Origin of the sequence: Sulfolobus sp. A20 (assembly GCF_001719125.1) — an archaeon.
GTDB lineage: Archaea > Thermoproteota > Thermoprotei_A > Sulfolobales > Sulfolobaceae > Saccharolobus.
Window position 1 is genome coordinate 982549 of sequence record NZ_CP017006.1, and the last position, 17742, is coordinate 1000290.

Sequence of the window (17742 nt, forward strand, 5' to 3'; positions counted from 1 at the left end):
ATCTTACTAAATATCATGATTAGGAATTTCTTTATACTTGACGTATCATATGAGGTAAAGAACAACTCACCATTAATTTATATCTGGGGCATAGACCAAAATAATGAAAGAGTACTATTAATAGAGAAGAGTTTCAAGCCTTATTTCTATGCATCCTTCGAGGGTAACAAAGAGAAAATTATAGAAGAAATAAGAGCTATAAGTAGACAAGAATCGCCAATAGAGAGCATTGAGACTGTCATGAGAAAAGCTCCAAATAACATGAATATTGACGTCTTATTAATTAAAACCAGAATCCCTACCTACGTAAGGATTTATAGAAATCTAGTCACCAAGATAAAAGGTATTAAGGAGGTTTATGAAGCTGACATAAGGTTTTCTATGCGATATCTAATCGATAATGATCTAAAACCTTTTTCTTGGATAGAGGCTGAGGTAGAGGAAATAGGCTCTAACGAAGGTATTAGAGTTAATAAAATATATGAGTTAAAAAAGATTATTTCGAGATATGAGGATAAAAGACCAGATTTAAGAACTTTAGCATTTGACATAGAGGTCTACACAAGATACGGATATCCAAACCCAAGACGAGATCCTCTTATACTTATAGGGTTGTGGACAAATCAAGGAGGTTTCCAAATTAGTTCAGATGATGAATTAAAAGTTTTCAGAAGTTTTGTGGACTTCATACTAAAGTATGACCCTGATATAATAGTGGGATATAACAGCAATGAGTTCGCTTGGCCCTATATGTTAGAAAGGGCTAAGACGCTTGGGGTAAGGATTGAAATAGGCAGAAAGCCAGAGGTAGAGGTTTCACAAGGAACTTATGGCCATTATTCTATATCTGGAAGACTTAACGTTGATCTAGAGGGTACTCTAAAACTTCTTTCTAGAAATTATATAGAAGATATTTGTAAATCTGCAGAATATTTTAATTTATCTGAATGTAAAAATAAAATGTTAAAATGGTATGAAATTCGAAAATATTGGGATAATGTTAAGGAAAAAGATCTTGTCAAAGAATATAATATGGAGAAAGTAAAACTGATTTATTTATTAAGCCAAAAAATTCTTCCAATAAGTGAACAAATATCAGAGATAACTGGCTTTCCCTTAGACCATTTGCCAGCAGCTAATATTACTAGTAGTGTTGAATGGTTGCTAATTAGAGAGGCATATAAAATGCAGCATTTGGTACCGAATAAGCGTGATCAAGATAAGGAAAAGAATAGGAGTGATGTTGTAGTACCTCCTATGCCCGGTATACATGAAAATGTATATGTTTTAGACATAACACCTATATTTATTTCAAAAATCTTAGAATATAATATATCACCAGATACTTTAGTGAATGAGGAATGTGAAGTTTGTAAACAGGTCTTCAATTATCGATTTAGAACCGAGCCAAAAGGTATTTACCCAAGTGTATTAAGTAGGTTACTAGGGCTAAGTGATAGGGATAGAGCTATCAGTATTATTTTACGCACATTTCTTCTTTATCTAAGACGGATGGGTTCTAGGTGGTATAATAAGGAAATTAATGAACTAATAGATACTCTGGGCAAGGACATAGTAAGTAATATTATGAAGATGCTTGAAGGAACTGATGTAAAGGTGATTTATGCAGATCTTACGTCCGTCTTCTTAAAGGGTAAAGCAGAAAATGTAAGCGAATTAGTAAGAAATATTAATCAATTATACAGATCTAATATAAATATTGAGAAAAACTATAGGAAAATAATATTTTTGGAAAACAATAACGCATTTATAGGTTTATTGGAAAATGGAAAGATAGAAATATTTGGGCTGAAAAGATTTCGTGAAAATTTATGCAATTTGGCTAGAGATTTACAAGATCAAGTTATCAATTCTATATTCTATTCCAACAATATTAAGGAGGTTATAAAACTTATCAGAACATCCATAGCTAAGCTTAAAAGAGGTGAGTATAAAGTTGAAGATCTAGCCATTTGGGGAGTCGTCGATTCATTTTCTAATCCTAAGCCACCTCAAGTAGTAGCTGCAGAAAAAGCTAACAAGTCAGGTTACTTGGTCGCAAAAGGAGATAAGATAGGTTATGTAATTATTAAAGGTTCAAGTAATGTTTCCAATAGAGCTGAGCCATTTTTCATGGTTAAGGAAAAGAATAAGATAGATGTTGAATACTATCTTAACAACCAAATTATTCCCTCGTTGATGATAGTACTAAAATATTTTGGAATAAAAGAAAAAGACTTAAAGATGCTTGGAGCCGATATTCTTGACCTATTTTAGGAAGTGATTAAGTCTGAAAAAGTCAGTATGTCTACGTTTTGTGGCCTCTTTCCAATTCCTCCTATTCTCGCTCCTATTATCATTTTAATATTTTTTTGTGAAGCAAGGTCAAGTAATCTCTGTGTTATTACTCCATCAAATACTATATATGTTACTTTGTTTTCTTGATAATTTTCTAATTTAGGTATAATGTCTCTCACTTGCACTCTTTCAATTATGTTCCAATTTTCATCATAAAGTATTCCTTCTAGAGTGCCGGGAAGCTTTTTGACCTCTTCCACAATGTTTTGGGGTAATGCTATTTGAACGGCTCTTTCTTGAACTTGTTTTACTTCAGCTTGAGCTGGTTTTTCTACAATTGCCATAGCGTTTTCAGCTATGATTTGCTGGGTCTCTTGTAACTTCTTGAGATACTGTGATAAGGGTATCATATTGGACAAAGCCTTGGCTATTTCCTTGTTTGTTAATTCCTCTACTTCTCTTCCAACGGGAGCTCTTGCCACAAAGTCTATTTTAACATTATTGTTCAGCAATTCTTTAAGTATTAGATCTCCTCCGTGGTCTCCATCTACAAAGGCAATAACTGTTTTCTTCTTCTTAGATAAGTTAACTATTGAATCTGGTATCTTTGACGTAGCTCCCTCAATAGCTATTACGTTCTTATAACCATATCTTAATAAATTCAATACATCGGCTCTTCCCTCAACTATTATCAGATTAGGATCTTTTTCTACATCTGGACCCGCCGGCAATCTCTCCTCTCCGTATTCGATTATCTCTGCAGTTTTTACTGCGCTACTAATCTCATATATTACTTCCTTTATATCCAAGGCTCTTTCTTTATTCCAGTTAGTTAGTATTCCTTTAGCCCTCTCAATTATTTTCTTTAATTTCTCTGCCCTTATATCTTCTATTTCAACTAGTTCAAATTTGGAATTATAAGGACCTACTTTATCAACGCTTTCAATCATTGCTGCAATTAACGCTGTTTCAATCCTGTCTAGGTTTGACGGAATTATTACCTCTCCTTCACTCCTATTCGACTTAGTCTTAATTTCAACTATAATTCTTCCTAATCTTCCCTTATCTTGTAATTCTCTTAGGTCAAATTCATCCCCAAATAAGTTTTCAGTCTGACCGAATATTGCACCTATAACGTCAGTCTTCTCTACTATTCCGTCTACCTCAAACCTTATCCTAACATTGTATTTCATTTATTTCACCTGTTTTATCTAGATACACTTTTACTTATGATTTGAATTAAATCTTTATATTCCGATTTTTTATCTAGACCTCTTCTTATAGGATCTAATATTTCATTTAATTTTTTTGCTGTCGCCTTCTTTAAATCCATCGGATGTATTTTGCCATCTATGTACATCTTCTCTAGCTCCTCATAGCTCTTAAATTCTATGTCTCCTCCATATTTTATATCTCTCTCTATTTTAAAACTATTATATTTAGTAAAGATTATATATTTAATTATCTGAATAATTGGATTATTTTCTACAACTCCCTTGGGACAATAAGCACCCATTATTTTTCTTTCAACGTCTTCTGGAGGATCATTCACGAACACGGCAGACTCGGGTTTCGACTTACTCATTTTTATCTCTGCTTGTATGTCGTCTTCTTCTAAACCTTCTATCGTATTCATTCTCTGCCCTCCTTGTAATCCTACAAGCAACGGAGTGTGAATAGATATGACCTTCTTTTTGCCTAATTTTTCAGCTACGTCTCTAGCTAACATATGCGCTTTTCTTTGGTCAGTTCCGCCAAGTGCTAGATCTAAATCTAAATAGAATATATCACTTACCTGCATTGCGGGATATATCAATTTAGAGGCATCAATCTCAGCCTCTTCAGCCTTTCTACCCATAATCGTCAAAGCTCTCTTTATTCTGGCTAAGCTTGCGCTTTTAGCTACCTTTAAAACTAGGCTCCAATAATTCTTATCCTCAACTAATTCTTCGGCATCTATTACTTTTAATTTAGTGGTGTCTATTCCAAAATTCCTTAAGACTTCTATTGTATAATCAGCTGCCAGCTTTATTAAATTCATATCTCCTCCTAACTTATCGTTTATCCATGCGTGCCATGTTGCTCTCAATATACTCATTTCCACTCCAGCATCGATCAAGTCTTTAAGCTTTTGAGCCCATATTAGCCATCCAATATGAAATAGACCACTAGGTTCGAATCCTATATAACCCTTTAACTGTTGATTACTATCTAATTTATCCTTTAACTCATCTATAGTTATTACTTCTGCTACATTACGTGTTATAAGCTGTAATCGATGATTGCTCATTATCAGTTTCCCCAAAGATAAAAAAGAAGTTTGAGTAAAAAAGTGCTAATCATCTCTAAATTGTTTTAGAAAGAGAACTACTGGATGCAGAGGACCTAGTCTTTTTTCCAAATCATTAATTACGTATTCGAAATCTATATCGATATCTATGATTCTTCTTAGCAAGACTTTAATAAACAAATAAGTGTTAAGTATGAATTTTTCATCTAGGATAGACTTATCTTCATCTATTTCTTCTCTAACTAATTTAAATGGGCTGGTAGTGTTTCCTTTCATTAACTCGTTTAGATAATCATCAACTAGCCTCTGAACGCAGTACTCATTTTCACAATCATATAGTTTATCAAAAGAAGCCTTAATATTAGGTGGCAATTCAGACCCTATATTCACTATTTTCAAGTGGTAAAAAAGTTATAGTATTTTTACAATTTTACGGTAAATCGCTCTCATTTACGTTTATAAATCTTTTTTGAGTTTCTGAAATAATTACTGTAATCTTTTTACAATGCATACAAACAAGCTTATTATTTATAAATATTATTTCTATGGTAAAGATGGACCTAGAGGGTATTGTACGTAAACTATATCCTGACTTAGAAAGAGCTAGAGAAAAACTCATTGAAGAACTAAGATTTTACAAAGGAGTTAATTACAATGCTGAGGAAGTGAGTAAGATAATTATACGTGAGGTTATTAACTCGCTTAAAGCCGACAAGTTGTACTCGTTTCCTAAAACTGGTATAACAGCTGGAGAAGCTGGTTTAGGTTCGAGAGGAGTGGGGGATAATTTAATTCATTTGAAATTATTTGAACTAACTGGTAAGAAAAAAGAGGAATTCGACGATGCTGGAGTTAAAGACAATATTGTAATAGCAGTCGACGGTATACATTCTAGATTATCATATTTCCCTTTTTTAGCGGGTTTTTATGCAACTAAAGCAACGCTTAGAGATATATTAGTAAAGGGAGCTTATCCGATAGGTTTACTAGTTGACATACATCTTTCAGATGATAGCGATGTTGGAATGCTGATTGACTTCGAAGCAGGAGTAAATACTGTAAGTTTAGCATTAAACGTACCAATTCTTGCAGGAAGTACATTAAGAATAGGAGGGGATTTAGTAATAGGGGAAAGAATAAGTGGCGGAGTTGGTGCTGTAGGAATATTAAAATCCCGCGATTTCTCTAGGAAGAATATAAGGAAAGGCATGAAGATAATTATGACTGAAGGAAATGGGGGAGGAACTATCGCAACAACAGCAATATTTAACGGTATTCCTGAAGTTGTTACAGAAACATTTAGTTTCTCTGACCTCTTGACATGTAGTTTAGTTAGAGATAGTCTAGCCGATTACGTTTACTCTATGACTGATGTGACAAACGGAGGGATAAGGGGAGATGCTTTGGAAATCTCTAGAATGAATAATCTAAGTCTAGTAATAGACGATAAAAAATTCATTTCACTAATAAATTCAAGAGTATATGATATGTTAAAAATGCTTGATATTGATCCATTTGGAATTTCAATAGATTCTATTTTAATTTTTACTTATAAAGAAGATATTGTAATCGATAAGCTAAGAGAACATGGAATAAGAAGTGATGTAATAGGATATGTAGATGATCTTAAAAAATACCCTATAATAACTATTGATGGAAGAGAACTAAATCCCCAATTCAGAGAAAGTCCTTATACTCCTATAAAGAAATATATTGGAAATAATACGAAGTTTTCAGTTGAAGAAATCTCTAAAAGGCTAGACTACGCGATAGAAGAAGCTAAAAGGAAAATAGATGATATATTGAAAAACTTAAAAGCCAGTTTTACATAGACCATACAAGTTGATAGTTAATGAGTCAGCAGTTTAAATACGTTGTTAGAATTTTCGGTCAAGACGTAGATGGTACTATGAAACTGCCTTATGCCTTAGCAATGGTAAAGGGTATAGGATATAATACGGCAAAAGCTATAATATATAAGCTGGGATTAGATCAAAACGCGAGACTAGGTGAACTCTCTGATGCTGATTTGAAGAAGATTGAGAGTGCTTATGCTGAACACTTAATAAAGGGTTTACCAAGCTGGATATATAATAGAAGAAGGGATTATGATACTGGCATTGATCTACATTTAGTTACCTCAGACTTGATATTCTACGTTAGGAATGATATTGAAAGAGAGAAAAGAAATAAGAGTTGGAGAGGAGTGAGACATTCACTAGGATTAAAAGTTAGAGGACAGAGAACTAGAACTACAGGTAGAACCGGAATGACAATAGGAGTAAGCAAAAAGAAAACCGCGCAACCACAACAACAGTCCAAATCACAACAAGGGTGAAAATAAATGGGAGATCCTAAAAAGAGCAGGAAGAAATGGGAAACTCCCGGTCATCCTTGGATTAAAGATAGATTAAGGCATGAGCAAGAATTACTTGGAAGATATGGATTAAGAAACAAGCGTGAAATTTGGATTGCCCAAACTATAATAAGGAATTTTAGGCATCAAGCTAGATCTTTACTTGCATTACCTCCGGCAGAGAGACTAGTTAGGGAGAAGCAATTAGTAGGTAAGTTAGCTAAAATTGGACTGCTTAAAGGTGAAAACTCTACTGTTGATGATATTCTAAGTTTAACCGAAGAGAATCTCTTAGAGAGAAGATTACAAACATTAGTTTACAAAAAGGGTTTAGCTAATACTGTATATCAAGCAAGGCAATTGATAGTTCATGGTCATATAGCGATAGGGGGAAAGAGAGTAACATCTCCGGGTTATATTGTTAGTGTAGATGAGGAAGATTTAATAGATTATTACGCAACTTCTCCATTCAAGTCAAATCCACCCGTAACTCAGAAACAGATTGGTGAGGCAAATGTCGAGCAGGCGTGAAATTAGATGGGGCGTAGCTCACATCTACGCTTCTCAAAATAACACGATAATATCTATAACTGACATTAGTGGAGCTGAAATGATAGCTAAGGCAAGTGGTGGAATGGTAGTAAAGGCTGATAGAGAAAAACCATCTCCCTACGCAGCAATGCTAGCTGCAAATAAGGCTGCTAGTGAAGCACTAGAAAGAGGTATAATGGCACTTCACATAAAGGTAAGAGCTCCGGGAGGATATGGGAGTAAGACCCCTGGGCCTGGTGCTCAACCAGCTATAAGGGCATTAGCTAGGGCAGGATTCATAATTGGTAGGATAGAAGATGTTACACCTATACCTCATGACAGCATTAGAAGACCTGGAGGAAGAAGAGGAAGAAGAGTCTAAAGGGGAATTGTTTTTATGCCAATAAAATTAGTTTATAAGGATGATAGAAGAGTTCATTTAATATTTGAAAAATATCCTTTAGAATTCGTTAATGCATTAAGAAGAGCTTCTATGTTATATGTGCCTGTAATGGCTGTTGATGAGGTGTATTTCATAGAGAACACGAGTCCTTTATATGATGAAATTTTAGCCCATAGACTTGGGCTAATTCCTTTCAACTCTAATGAGGCAATAGATCATTATAGACCACCAGAGGAATGCATAGAATGTACTGAAAATTGTGAAAACTGTTATGCAAAGATATACATTGAAGTAGAGGCTACGAATGGTCCATTAATGTTATATACTAAGGATATAAAGACGGAAGACCCTAGTGTTACGCCAATTTCTAATGAAATTCCAATAGTCCTTCTAGGGCCTAACCAAAAGATCTCACTAGAGGCGAGATTAAGATTAGGTTACGGAAGAGAACATGCAAAGTTTATACCAGTAAGCCAAGCTGTTTCTAGGTATTATCCAAAAGTAGAAATAATAGGTAATTGTGAGGAAGCAGTAAAGGTTTGCCCAGAAGGAGTCTTTGAAATGAAAGAAGGCAAATTAGAAGTAAAGAACGAAATGGCTTGTACCCTATGTGAAGAATGTATAAAACGTTGTAACGGTCAAATTAGAATTTCAGCAGTAGAAGATAAGTATATTTTGGAAATTGAGAGTGTGGGATCGCTTAAACCAGAGAGAATTTTAATAGAGGCTGGCAAAAGCATTATTAAAAAGATTGAAGAATTTGAGAGGAAGTTCAAAGAGGTGGTTAAGTGATGAATAAAACTGGAAGTACTAATATTACGATCAGAAAGCTTGTTAGTAAGCTAAAAAAGGAGAAGAAAGCAATTTGGAGAAAGGTAGCTGAGGAGTTATCCCTGCCTTCGAGAAAGAGACCTTATATAAATATATATAAAATAAATAAGTATACTAAGCCCAATGAGATAGTTGTTGTTCCAGGTAAGGTTTTAGGTATAGGAAAGCTGGACCATCCAGTAACTGTTATAGCATTAGATTTCTCCTCTTCTGCTTTAAGGAAAATTAAGGAAGCTGGAGGACAAGTTATGAGTTTTAATAAAGCATTAGAAACTTTTAAAGACTTTAAGGGTAAGAGTGTGAGGTTGATGAAACAATGAGCCAAACGCAAGTGCAACACCAAAATGATATTGTGATTATAAATGCGGAAGGGCAGATATTAGGTAGGATGGCTAGTATGATTGTGAGGTTATTAAAGGATGGAAAGAAAGTGGTTATTGTTAATACAGAAAAAGCGATTATAAGTGGAGAAAAAACCCGAGTAGTTGAATCCTATAGGTTACTCTTTAACGTAAGAACGTTATTTAATCCATATAAAAACGGGATAAGAAGACCTAGATCACCTATAAACATTGTTAAGAGAACTATTAGGGGAATGTTGCCTAAAAGTGGCAAAGGTCGTAGAATGTTGAAGAATGTTAAGGCTTATATTGGAGTGCCAAGAGAATTTGAGGGGAAGCAGTTTATTAAATTCCCTGAAGCAGATATAAGTAGACTTAAAGGTAAGTATGTCACAGTAGAGGTTGTGGCAAAAGAATTAGGGTGGTCTGGATGAGTCAACAAGAGCAAGTGATTATAACGAGCGCTAGAAGGAAGATGGCCAGAGCTACATGTTATTTATATCCCGGCAAAGGTAGGGTGTACGTAAATAAGACTCCTATAGAATTAGTTCCAATAGAGATGGTTAGATTAAAAATAATGGAGCCGTTACTACTCGCTGGTGAAAACGTTAGATCTAAAATTGATTGCTGGATATTTACTAGCGGAGGAGGAATCATGGGTCAAGCGGATGCTGCTAGAATGGCACTAGCTAGGGCAATTCTTAAGTATACAAATAGTGATGAATTAGCTAAAATTTATAGATCATATGATAGGACTATGTTAGCCGGAGATCCAAGACAAACAGAATCAGAGAAGTGGATGAGATACAGTGCAAGAAGGTGGAGGCAAAAGTCATATAGGTGATATGGTATGATCATACCTATAAGATGTTTTACATGTGGTTCGTTAATAGCAGATAAGTGGGAAATCTTTATCAATAGAGTGAATACGGGAGAAGATCCCGGGAAAGTTTTAGACGATCTAGGCGTTAAAAGATATTGTTGTAGGAGGATGTTCCTCTCACATGTAGATATAATACACGAAATCATACACTATACTAGACCTATTTAGGGGGAGATGAGTTGGCTGAAAAGGAAGAAAAAGAAGGAGAATTGACAGAAGCTGAAAAAGAAGAACTTAGAAAGTCAGAGAAAGGAGCCATAATTGAATTATTAGTTCCAGTAGATACTTACCTATCAGCTGGAGTTCATATAGGTACTCATAGTTGTACTAAAAATATGGAAAAATTCATTTATAGGGTAAGACCGGAAGGACTATATGTACTAGATGTAAGGAAGATAGATGAACGTATTAGGGTAGCGGGTAGGTTCTTGGCTAGGTATGAGCCTCAAGACGTAGTTGCTGTAGCAGCTAGACCTTATGCTTATAGACCAGTTCAGAAATTTGCGGAAGTAATTGGAGGTAAGGCATTAGTAGGCAGAGTAATACCTGGTACGTTTACAAACCCCTATTTATCGACGTACTTAGAACCTAAGGTATTATTAGTCTCTGATCCAAGAACAGATGTTCAAGCAATAAAGGAGGCGTCAAAAGTAGGAATACCTATAGTAGCCTTTGCCGATACTGATGCTAAAGTTGACTTTGTAGATTTAATAATCCCGGCTAATAACAAAGGAAGAAAGTCATTAGCCTTACTGTATTGGCTTTTAGCTAGACAAGTACTTAGAGAAAGAAGAGTTATCCCGCCAGATGGAGATCTGGCCGTACAAGTGAATGAGTTCGAGATGAGGTTATCTGAATGAAAAGATTACCGGCAGTTGCTGGCTCGTTCTATGAGGCTGACCCAGTTAAGTTAAAAGCACAAATAGAGTGGTCTTTTAAGCATCAAGTTGGACCAGGATACTTACCTAAAATACCACAAAAAAAGGGACCTAGAGATAATTTATTTTTTGTTGTTCCTCACGCGGGTTATATTTATAGTGGGCCAGTAGCTGCTTATTCATATTATCATTTAGCATCAGAAGGAAAGCCAGATACTGTGATAATTTTAGGCCCTAATCATTCTGGTCTAGGTTCTTACGTTTCTGCTTGGCCTAAGGGAGAATGGATAACTCCTTTAGGTAATGTAACGATCGATGAAGACATATTGCTTCAGTTAGTTAAGGAGTCTGAAGTAATAGATTTGGAGGAGGAAGCTCATATATACGAACATTCCATAGAAGTTCAAATACCGTTCTTGCAATACTTTTTTGGAGATCAATTTAAAATTGTTCCTATTGCGATACTAATGCAAACTCCAGAGATATCAGAAATGCTAGCTCAAGCAATTTATAATGTAATGACCAAAAACAACGATAAAGATATAGTAGTTTTGGCAAGTAGTGACATGAATCACTATGATCCTCATGAGGTGACTTTAAAGAAAGATGAGCATGCAATTGAGAAGATAAAAGATCTTGATTACAAGGGACTTTATGAGGTTGTAGAGGAGAAGGATGTTACATTATGTGGATATGGACCCATAATGACTGTGATGATCTTAGCTAAGAAGTTCGGTAAGAAACCATACATCTTAAAGCACGCAACATCTGGAGATACTTCAGGTCCTAAGGACTCTGTCGTGGGATATCTTGCAGTCCGTTTTGGAAGTTAACATACCATTCCTTGGGATACCTATAAAGGGTATAAACAATCCAATACTAGTTATAAAAGCGCTTATTGCTGTGGATGAGGAAAAGGTAATTGAGACTGATATTTTTAATAAATTCGCAAAAGAGTTCAATGATGCTACTGGCTTTGATTGCGCTAAAGGCTATGAATATTGGAATTATTCCTTCCCATTCTCCTCATATTATGTGTATATAACCGAAAAAATCACCACAGAAGCTATAGGCAAATGTGATATCCCAATAAATCATGATGAAAAGTATGAAATTATTCAATTAATAGATGAAGCACTATTTCCGGAAAATTCAGTAATTAAAGCACTTAGAATATCAAGAAGATTAGGAAAACAAATATTATTTAGAAGCGGAGAAGAACCAATTGAGGTTAATACTAAAAGCCTCAAAGTAAAGGTTTTATATTCATTTCCATTAGAGCTTAGCCCAAACTATATTGACAATTCACTAATTCATCTATTAGGAGTTATTCCTATAGAGTTTGTAGAAACGAACATGCTAAACCTTATACAGTTTGAGAACGGGCTCTGGAGCGCAATTTACTCTCTATCTTTTCCACAAGTTAAAAATTGGAAGTGGATATGGGATGCTAATTGGGTAACACTTATAGAGTTCTCAAACTTGGAGGAAGTCTAATAACTTGTAAGGATATTCCGAGATGCGTTAGGCTTAATGTATTAGACATAATAAGTGACGATATAATTAGATTCCTCAATGAAAATCCTAACGTTAAACTCATCTTATTGCATGGTGGTGGTAGCTTTGGTCATTACGAAGCTTCAATAAACGATAATTATAAAATTTCAAGAACTTCTGAAGCTATGCAAGAATTGAACTACATAATTATTAAGAGGTTTTTTGCTAAGAATTTGAGAAATGTTGTTTCTATACCGGGTAAATTTTATTTATTTAAAATAGTTATAGATGTAATTGATAAAGGGCTAATTCCACTAGTCTACGGCGATATTAGATTTGATGGTACTATAATTTCCGCTGATGATATGAGTATAGACATAGCAAAGAAGCTTAAAACAGAAGTCCTCTATGCTATTGATAAGGATGGGATAATAGGTAAAGAAAATAGAGTTTTAAGCGAAATTAAAAGTTTAAACGATATTAAGCTTATTGAGCTTAATAATTATGATGTCACTGGAGGCATATTATCAAAAGTTTCAAAAGTCCTTGAAAATAAGTTAAACGCAAGAGTATTTAATGGGTCAGTAGCGGGAAATATATATTTAGCGTTAAAGGGATATAGAATAGGTACTTTAATAAGAGGTGACAATCATGCCTGACATAATAAGTAGGAAACTTGAACATGTTGAAATAGCATCCTTTGAAGATATAGAAGGATTTACGACGACTCTTTTGGAAGACGTTAGACTTGTTCATCAAGCTTTTCCTGGAATATCATTTGACGAAGTAAATACGAAAACCTACTTCTTAAAAAAAGAAATAAACGCTCCTATTATGATCACTGGAATGACAGGTGGAAAGCCTGAGTTAGGTAAAATTAACAAAATCATAGCTGAAGTAGCTGAAAAGTTCAGAATTCCTATGGGGGTAGGTAGTCAAAGAATAGCGATTGAGAGAACTGATGCTAGAGAGAGCTTTTCTGTGGTAAGGAAAGTAGCCCCCACTATACCAATAGTAGCAAATCTAGGAATACCACAGATATCAAAAGGATATGGCTTAAAGGAGTTTGAAGAAGCTGTCCAAATGTTGGAAGCTGATGCTATAGCAGTTCATCTAAACCCAGCCCAAGAAGTATTTCAGCCTGAAGGAGAACCAGATTATAACTTTTCTGCCTTAGAAAAACTTAAGGATATTTCTAAATCTCTATCAGTCCCTGTAATCATCAAGGAAACTGGCACCGGTATCTCCATGGAAACAGCGAGAATATTGTATAAGTATGGTTTCAAAAATATAGATGTTTCTGGGCAAGGTGGTACCAGTTGGATAGCTGTAGAGATGGTGAGGGATCAAAGAATAGGAAACTGGAAGGCTGAAAGCGCAAAACTTTTCAGAGATTGGGGAATACCAACTGGAGCATCTATAGTAGAAGTTAGATATGCGTTACCGGATGCTTTCATAATTGGAAGTGGAGGAATAAGAAATGGCTTAGAAGTGGCTAAAGTAATAAGTTTAGGTGCAGATATAGCTGGGATGGCTTTGCCAGTTCTAAAAAGAGCAATTGAAGGTAAGGATAGTTTAGAAGCTTTCTTTAACAGAGTAATTTTTGAATTAAAAGTTTCAATGATGCTTACTGGTTCAAAGGATATTGCTAATATGAAGAAGGCAAGTATAGTCATACTAGGGCAGTTAAGGCAATGGCTCGAATACAGAGGAATAGATTTTTCTACCTACGAGAAAATTAGAAGGAGAGAATTTAACCATGAATGAACTGGATAGATATTTCGAAGATATAATATACAACGTGGATTTGGAAATAAATAAGTTCGTAAAAAGTGATGTAAAAACCCTTGAGGAAGCATCTATTTATTTATTTAAGGCCGGAGGAAAAAGGCTCAGACCAATCATACTGGTTTCATCCTCAGATTTGGTGGGGGGAAATAGGGATAGAGCATATAAAGCAGCCTCTGCGGTAGAAATAATGCACAATTTTACATTAATTCATGATGATATAATGGATAGGGACTATTTAAGAAGAGGAATACCTACAGTTCACGTCAAATGGGGAGAACCAATGGCAATACTCGCTGGAGACTTCTTGCATGCTAAATCGTTCGAGGCTTTAAATGAGGCTCTAAGGGGTTTAAGTTCTGAAACCTATTATAAGGCTTTTTCACTTTTCGTTAAATCTATAGAAATAGTCTCCGAAGGTCAAGCAATGGATATGATATTTGAAAATCTTAGTGACGTTTCGGAAGAGCAGTACTTAGAAATGATCAAGAGAAAAACTGCAATGCTATTTTCATGTTCTTCAGCCTTAGGTGGTATAATAAATGAGGCAGACGATAATACAGTAAGCAATCTAGCCGAATATGGAATGAGCTTGGGGTTATCGTTTCAGATCATAGATGATATACTAGGTATAACCGCCGATGAAAAAGAATTAGGTAAACCAGTTTACAGTGATATCAGAGAAGGTAAAAAAACCATATTAGTAATCAAAGCTCTTAATGAAGCTAAAGAGGAAGAAAGGAAATTAATTATTTCTAATTTGGGAAATAAGAACGCATCAAGAGATGAACTAGAAAGAGTTGCGAATATAATAAAGTACTATTCTCTAGATTACGCATATAATTTGGCTGAAATGTATTCAAAAAAAGCTATTGAAAGCATTTCACGAATTAAATCGAGAAATCAGACTGCTGAAAAGGCTTTAAAATATTTAGCAGAGTTTACCATTAAAAGGAGAAAGTAAATGAATGTCATAACGATAGTTGTTTCGTCTTTAATCTCTTTTATAGTTGGTTATTTTTCAACTGTGTGGATCTCTAAGCAAGCTAAGAAGAGAGGATTTATTGGTAAGGATATTAACAAGATTAATAAGCCAGAAGTTCCACTAATGGGAGGAGTAGGGGTTATATCGGGATTTGTAGCAGGTGCATTTACTCTCTTACTGACTGATATTAGAAGCGAGAGAGTAATACCAGCCGTCATTTTATCCTCTCTTCTCATAGCGTTTTTAGGTCTTCTAGATGACATTCTAGATATAAGACAATCAGTCAGAGCACTTTTACCGATATTTGCGTCAATACCGTTGATAGTTTATAGTGTAGGTCACTCAGTAATATCCATACCGTTTGTAGGACCAGTAAATTTCGGAATATTTTATTATATCATCATTATACCGGTAGCGTTAACTATTACAGCTAATGCATTTAACATGTTGGAAGGCCTAAACGGCTTAGGAGCTGGAATGGGAATAATAATGCTATCAGCATTAGCTTACATTGGTTTAACTAGGAAAGGACCAAGTTATGAGGCAGGTCTACTTGCATTGGTAAGTATATTCTCGCTCTTTGCATTCCTTCTCCTCAATAAGTATCCAGCCAAGATATTCCCGGGTAATGTAGGGACGTATTTCATTGGAGCTCTAGTTGGAGCTATAGGCATAGCAGGGTTTATGTATACAGCATTAGTTATACTTTATATACCATATGTAATAGAGTTTGTACTTAAAGCTAGAACTAAGTTTAAGGGAATATCATTTGGGAAAGTTGATAATAATGGTAGATTGTATTGGGATGAGTTTCCGAACTCTTTAACTCATGTAGTAATGAAAATTGGGAGATTTAAAGAATACCAAATAGTCCTTATTCTGTGGTTAATTGAAGCTATTTTTGCCGTGATCGCAGTATATTTACAAACAACTATAATTGTCTTTTAACAGTTTCAGGTATTTGAGTAGCCGAGACTAAAACTAAAAATGAAGATATGATAGTAGAAATAGCTAGATCTCTCCCTAAGCCAAAAGGCATCAGAAGTACTAATGTTACTCCAAATCCTCCACCTATTAATCTTCCTAGAAAGAGCGTAATATTAGTTCCAGTGGCTTTGAAATTAACTGGATAAACCTCACTCATCCAAACTCCAAAATAAGCAAAAAATGAAGACCCAATCATTAGTACTATAAAAGAGATAATCAACAAAATTGAATCAAAAAGCATAGCGCCTACGAAGAGAATAATAGAAGAGATTATACTAATTATACCAAATATATAACTCGCTAGTCTCCTACCAATCTTATCTGAAACCCTTCCAGATATCATGAAGCCTATCATTCCTAGTATGAATGCCGAAAAGATCACAACATAAAGCCTAGAACCCAGAAAGGAAAATAAAGTAAAACTTAAGGAAACTAATGGAACTAAAAACAAAAACGAGCCTATAGAGAACAGTGATCCAAATATCGTTACCTTGATCAAGTCCTTTGGTAATTTAAAAGAAAAATTTCCCCTCCACTTTGACTCTGGAATAAATATCCATAAAGGTATGCTAATTAACGATAAAATAGATATTATTAAAAAGTAGATGAAGATATTACCCCTAACCACGAATGAGATAAGAAGACCTAAGATTGCTCCCAAAAAATAGAAGCCTTGCATAATACTTCCTATGAATCCCCTAGTTTTAGTAGGTGCCAATTCCGCGACGTAGACATAACTTATACCGTTTACAGCATTAACCCCAAATCCGATCAGAAACCAAATTATATAAAAGAATACAATATTAGGTTCAATCAGATTTGCCAATATAGGTAATGCGAAAAGTATAATTGAAATTAATAAGGCGTACCTCTTACTCCTAATATCCCCAAAAATACCCATAACTAAACCTCCTATTCCCCCTCCTATCCAACTCAAAGCTATTGAAAATGCTACAGCTTCACCATATTTCGCTATAAGACTCGGTAATACAAAGCTTATAGAGTAGATAGCTAAAGCCGAAAATAAGAATATGATAAGCAAAGAAGTTAGGGCTAGATATTTATTATCTTCTCCCATAAAATCAATTATAATCAATAATAATAAATAGGTTTGTTAGATAGCTTACTATTTAATCTATAGCTAACAAAATAAGGAAAGTCTTCAAGGCGAAGATAGCAAGGTATCTAAACTGCCTTTTTCCTAACATCAACATGAATGAGAGGGATTATCTGATTCTCTTTGTTCGCTCTTAAATGAAAATTGATAAGGTAAACCTTGAATGGGGAGAGGCAGACTAATTACGCGATACTTTTATTTTGACAGAAGACTATACAATAGTGGGGTCAGGTAGGGTGGGGAGGCTCGCCACCTCCTGTGACCTGCTTGGCGTAATGCAGGCACCAGTAACCCCTATTCCATGGTTACTCCTGCCTAAAGGTCCTGACGGATCGATGAAGCCCGCCCAGTGGGGCTTGATGGATGTGGGCTTTCCTTCCGGAGGGAGGGAAAGTACCACATTAGCCGGGGGAACCGACGAGGCCCGGAAGGGAGCAGTCGTGCCCGGACATCAGCGTTCACTGGTCTACGGGCTGAGTGAGGTCAGGGTTTACCCTTTAGGCAGGCAGGCCATGGAGTAGGGGAGCTGACCCCGTAAAGAATATAAATCCTTACTT

21 protein-coding genes and 1 other RNA gene are annotated in these 17742 nt (G+C 35.2%); 18 read left to right on the forward strand and 4 right to left on the reverse strand.

Going from position 1 to position 17742, the window contains the following annotated elements:
• The first annotated feature begins 15 nt into the window (after positions 1 to 15).
• Entirely contained in the window at positions 16 to 2277 is a 2262-nt protein-coding gene (locus BFU36_RS05445; RefSeq protein ID WP_069282611.1) for a 3'-5' exonuclease, read from the forward strand.
• Here BFU36_RS05445 and dnaG read toward each other — a convergent pair.
• The 3 genes from dnaG to BFU36_RS05460 are packed head-to-tail and all read right to left on the reverse strand — an operon-like array spanning position 2274 to position 4978.
• Positions 2274 to 3491 carry a DNA primase DnaG gene (gene dnaG / locus BFU36_RS05450; protein ID WP_069282612.1) on the reverse strand — a complete coding sequence of 406 codons (1218 nt, stop codon included), beginning with the start codon at positions 3489 to 3491 and terminating at the stop codon, positions 2274 to 2276. The genes BFU36_RS05445 and dnaG overlap by 4 nt on opposite strands.
• A 14-nt stretch (positions 3492 to 3505) precedes the next feature.
• A complete protein-coding gene (locus tag BFU36_RS05455; RefSeq protein WP_069282613.1) occupies positions 3506 to 4588 on the reverse strand; it encodes a tyrosine--tRNA ligase in 1083 nt (360 codons plus the stop codon).
• Positions 4589 to 4633: 45 nt separating this feature from the next.
• Positions 4634 to 4978, reverse strand: a complete 345-nt coding sequence (locus tag BFU36_RS05460) for a hypothetical protein (RefSeq protein WP_231961252.1) — start codon at positions 4976 to 4978, stop codon at positions 4634 to 4636.
• Positions 4979 to 5142: 164 nt separating this feature from the next.
• Between BFU36_RS05460 and BFU36_RS05465 the strand changes: the two genes are divergently transcribed.
• Genes BFU36_RS05465 through BFU36_RS05540 form a run of 16 tightly spaced genes read left to right on the forward strand, consistent with a single transcriptional unit; the run spans position 5143 to position 16029 of the window.
• Positions 5143 to 6420 carry an AIR synthase related protein gene (locus tag BFU36_RS05465; RefSeq protein ID WP_069284615.1) on the forward strand — a complete coding sequence of 426 codons (1278 nt, stop codon included), beginning with the start codon at positions 5143 to 5145 and terminating at the stop codon, positions 6418 to 6420.
• Between the two features lie 20 nt (positions 6421 to 6440).
• Positions 6441 to 6926: a 30S ribosomal protein S13 gene (locus tag BFU36_RS05470; RefSeq protein ID WP_069282614.1), complete on the forward strand. Its 486-nt coding sequence runs from the start codon at positions 6441 to 6443 to the stop codon at positions 6924 to 6926.
• 6 nt (positions 6927 to 6932) lie between these two features.
• Complete coding sequence (locus BFU36_RS05475) at positions 6933 to 7475, forward strand: 30S ribosomal protein S4 (protein ID WP_069282615.1); 543 nt, start codon at positions 6933 to 6935, stop codon at positions 7473 to 7475.
• A complete protein-coding gene (locus tag BFU36_RS05480; RefSeq protein WP_069282616.1) occupies positions 7459 to 7857 on the forward strand; it encodes a 30S ribosomal protein S11 in 399 nt (132 codons plus the stop codon). Before BFU36_RS05475 ends, BFU36_RS05480 begins: the two co-directional genes overlap by 17 nt.
• Positions 7858 to 7872: 15 nt before the next feature.
• On the forward strand, positions 7873 to 8670 hold the full coding sequence (locus tag BFU36_RS05485; RefSeq protein ID WP_069282617.1) for a DNA-directed RNA polymerase subunit D: 798 nt from the start codon (positions 7873 to 7875) through the stop codon (positions 8668 to 8670).
• Positions 8670 to 9029, forward strand: a complete 360-nt coding sequence (locus BFU36_RS05490) for a 50S ribosomal protein L18e (protein ID WP_069282618.1) — start codon at positions 8670 to 8672, stop codon at positions 9027 to 9029. The genes BFU36_RS05485 and BFU36_RS05490 overlap by 1 nt, the downstream gene beginning before the upstream one ends.
• An 11-nt stretch (positions 9030 to 9040) precedes the next feature.
• Positions 9041 to 9484 carry a 50S ribosomal protein L13 gene (locus BFU36_RS05495; RefSeq protein ID WP_185957811.1) on the forward strand — a complete coding sequence of 148 codons (444 nt, stop codon included), beginning with the start codon at positions 9041 to 9043 and terminating at the stop codon, positions 9482 to 9484.
• Positions 9481 to 9894 (forward strand): 30S ribosomal protein S9, encoded by a 414-nt coding sequence (locus BFU36_RS05500; RefSeq protein ID WP_069282620.1) that lies wholly within the window; start codon positions 9481 to 9483, stop codon positions 9892 to 9894. Before BFU36_RS05495 ends, BFU36_RS05500 begins: the two co-directional genes overlap by 4 nt.
• A 6-nt stretch (positions 9895 to 9900) precedes the next feature.
• A complete protein-coding gene (locus BFU36_RS05505) occupies positions 9901 to 10101 on the forward strand; it encodes a DNA-directed RNA polymerase subunit N (RefSeq protein WP_069282621.1) in 201 nt (66 codons plus the stop codon).
• Between the two features lie 11 nt (positions 10102 to 10112).
• Positions 10113 to 10793, forward strand: a complete 681-nt coding sequence (rpsB, locus tag BFU36_RS05510; RefSeq protein ID WP_083216354.1) for a 30S ribosomal protein S2 — start codon at positions 10113 to 10115, stop codon at positions 10791 to 10793.
• Positions 10790 to 11644, forward strand: a complete 855-nt coding sequence (amrB, locus tag BFU36_RS05515; protein WP_069282622.1) for an AmmeMemoRadiSam system protein B — start codon at positions 10790 to 10792, stop codon at positions 11642 to 11644. The genes rpsB and amrB overlap by 4 nt, the downstream gene beginning before the upstream one ends.
• Complete coding sequence (locus tag BFU36_RS14065; RefSeq protein WP_069284617.1) at positions 11622 to 12308, forward strand: hypothetical protein; 687 nt, start codon at positions 11622 to 11624, stop codon at positions 12306 to 12308. The genes amrB and BFU36_RS14065 overlap by 23 nt, the downstream gene beginning before the upstream one ends.
• Entirely contained in the window at positions 12266 to 12967 is a 702-nt protein-coding gene (locus BFU36_RS05525; RefSeq protein WP_069282623.1) for an isopentenyl phosphate kinase, read from the forward strand. Before BFU36_RS14065 ends, BFU36_RS05525 begins: the two co-directional genes overlap by 43 nt.
• On the forward strand, positions 12960 to 14075 hold the full coding sequence (gene fni, locus BFU36_RS05530) for a type 2 isopentenyl-diphosphate Delta-isomerase (protein ID WP_069282624.1): 1116 nt from the start codon (positions 12960 to 12962) through the stop codon (positions 14073 to 14075). The genes BFU36_RS05525 and fni overlap by 8 nt, the downstream gene beginning before the upstream one ends.
• Positions 14068 to 15060 carry a geranylgeranyl diphosphate synthase gene (gds, locus tag BFU36_RS05535; protein ID WP_069282625.1) on the forward strand — a complete coding sequence of 331 codons (993 nt, stop codon included), beginning with the start codon at positions 14068 to 14070 and terminating at the stop codon, positions 15058 to 15060. The genes fni and gds overlap by 8 nt, the downstream gene beginning before the upstream one ends.
• A complete protein-coding gene (locus BFU36_RS05540; protein ID WP_069282626.1) occupies positions 15061 to 16029 on the forward strand; it encodes a glycosyltransferase 4 family protein in 969 nt (322 codons plus the stop codon).
• Here the strand turns inward: BFU36_RS05540 and BFU36_RS05545 are convergent.
• The gene (locus tag BFU36_RS05545) at positions 16013 to 17146 is read right to left on the reverse strand and encodes an MFS transporter (protein ID WP_069282627.1); all 1134 of its coding nucleotides are present in this window, start codon (positions 17144 to 17146) and stop codon (positions 16013 to 16015) included. The two genes, BFU36_RS05540 and BFU36_RS05545, sit on opposite strands and share 17 nt — an antisense overlap.
• 263 nt (positions 17147 to 17409) lie before the next feature.
• On the opposite strand from BFU36_RS05545, the gene ffs reads away from it, so the two are divergent.
• An RNA gene (gene ffs / locus BFU36_RS05550) (signal recognition particle sRNA) lies at positions 17410 to 17718 on the forward strand.
• Positions 17719 to 17742 lie beyond the last annotated feature (24 nt).

Bases quoted from the DNA above. Each gene is read 5' to 3' on its own strand.
- fni (WP_069282624.1), top strand. From the start codon at position 12,960: ATGCCTGACATAATAAGTAGGAAACTTGAACATGTTGAAATAGCATCC.
- BFU36_RS05545 (WP_069282627.1), bottom strand. From the start codon at position 17,146: ATGGGAGAAGATAATAAATATCTAGCCCTAACTTCTTTGCTTATCATA.
- gds (WP_069282625.1), top strand. From the start codon at position 14,068: ATGAATGAACTGGATAGATATTTCGAAGATATAATATACAACGTGGAT.
- dnaG (WP_069282612.1), bottom strand. From the start codon at position 3,491: ATGAAATACAATGTTAGGATAAGGTTTGAGGTAGACGGAATAGTAGAG.
- BFU36_RS05490 (WP_069282618.1), top strand. From the start codon at position 8,670: ATGAATAAAACTGGAAGTACTAATATTACGATCAGAAAGCTTGTTAGT.
- BFU36_RS05480 (WP_069282616.1), top strand. From the start codon at position 7,459: ATGTCGAGCAGGCGTGAAATTAGATGGGGCGTAGCTCACATCTACGCT.
- BFU36_RS05500 (WP_069282620.1), top strand. From the start codon at position 9,481: ATGAGTCAACAAGAGCAAGTGATTATAACGAGCGCTAGAAGGAAGATG.
- BFU36_RS05470 (WP_069282614.1), top strand. From the start codon at position 6,441: ATGAGTCAGCAGTTTAAATACGTTGTTAGAATTTTCGGTCAAGACGTA.
- BFU36_RS05485 (WP_069282617.1), top strand. From the start codon at position 7,873: ATGCCAATAAAATTAGTTTATAAGGATGATAGAAGAGTTCATTTAATA.
- BFU36_RS05455 (WP_069282613.1), bottom strand. From the start codon at position 4,588: ATGAGCAATCATCGATTACAGCTTATAACACGTAATGTAGCAGAAGTA.
- BFU36_RS05540 (WP_069282626.1), top strand. From the start codon at position 15,061: ATGAATGTCATAACGATAGTTGTTTCGTCTTTAATCTCTTTTATAGTT.
- BFU36_RS05475 (WP_069282615.1), top strand. From the start codon at position 6,933: ATGGGAGATCCTAAAAAGAGCAGGAAGAAATGGGAAACTCCCGGTCAT.
- amrB (WP_069282622.1), top strand. From the start codon at position 10,790: ATGAAAAGATTACCGGCAGTTGCTGGCTCGTTCTATGAGGCTGACCCA.
- BFU36_RS05505 (WP_069282621.1), top strand. From the start codon at position 9,901: ATGATCATACCTATAAGATGTTTTACATGTGGTTCGTTAATAGCAGAT.
- BFU36_RS05445 (WP_069282611.1), top strand. From the start codon at position 16: ATGATTAGGAATTTCTTTATACTTGACGTATCATATGAGGTAAAGAAC.
- BFU36_RS05465 (WP_069284615.1), top strand. From the start codon at position 5,143: ATGGACCTAGAGGGTATTGTACGTAAACTATATCCTGACTTAGAAAGA.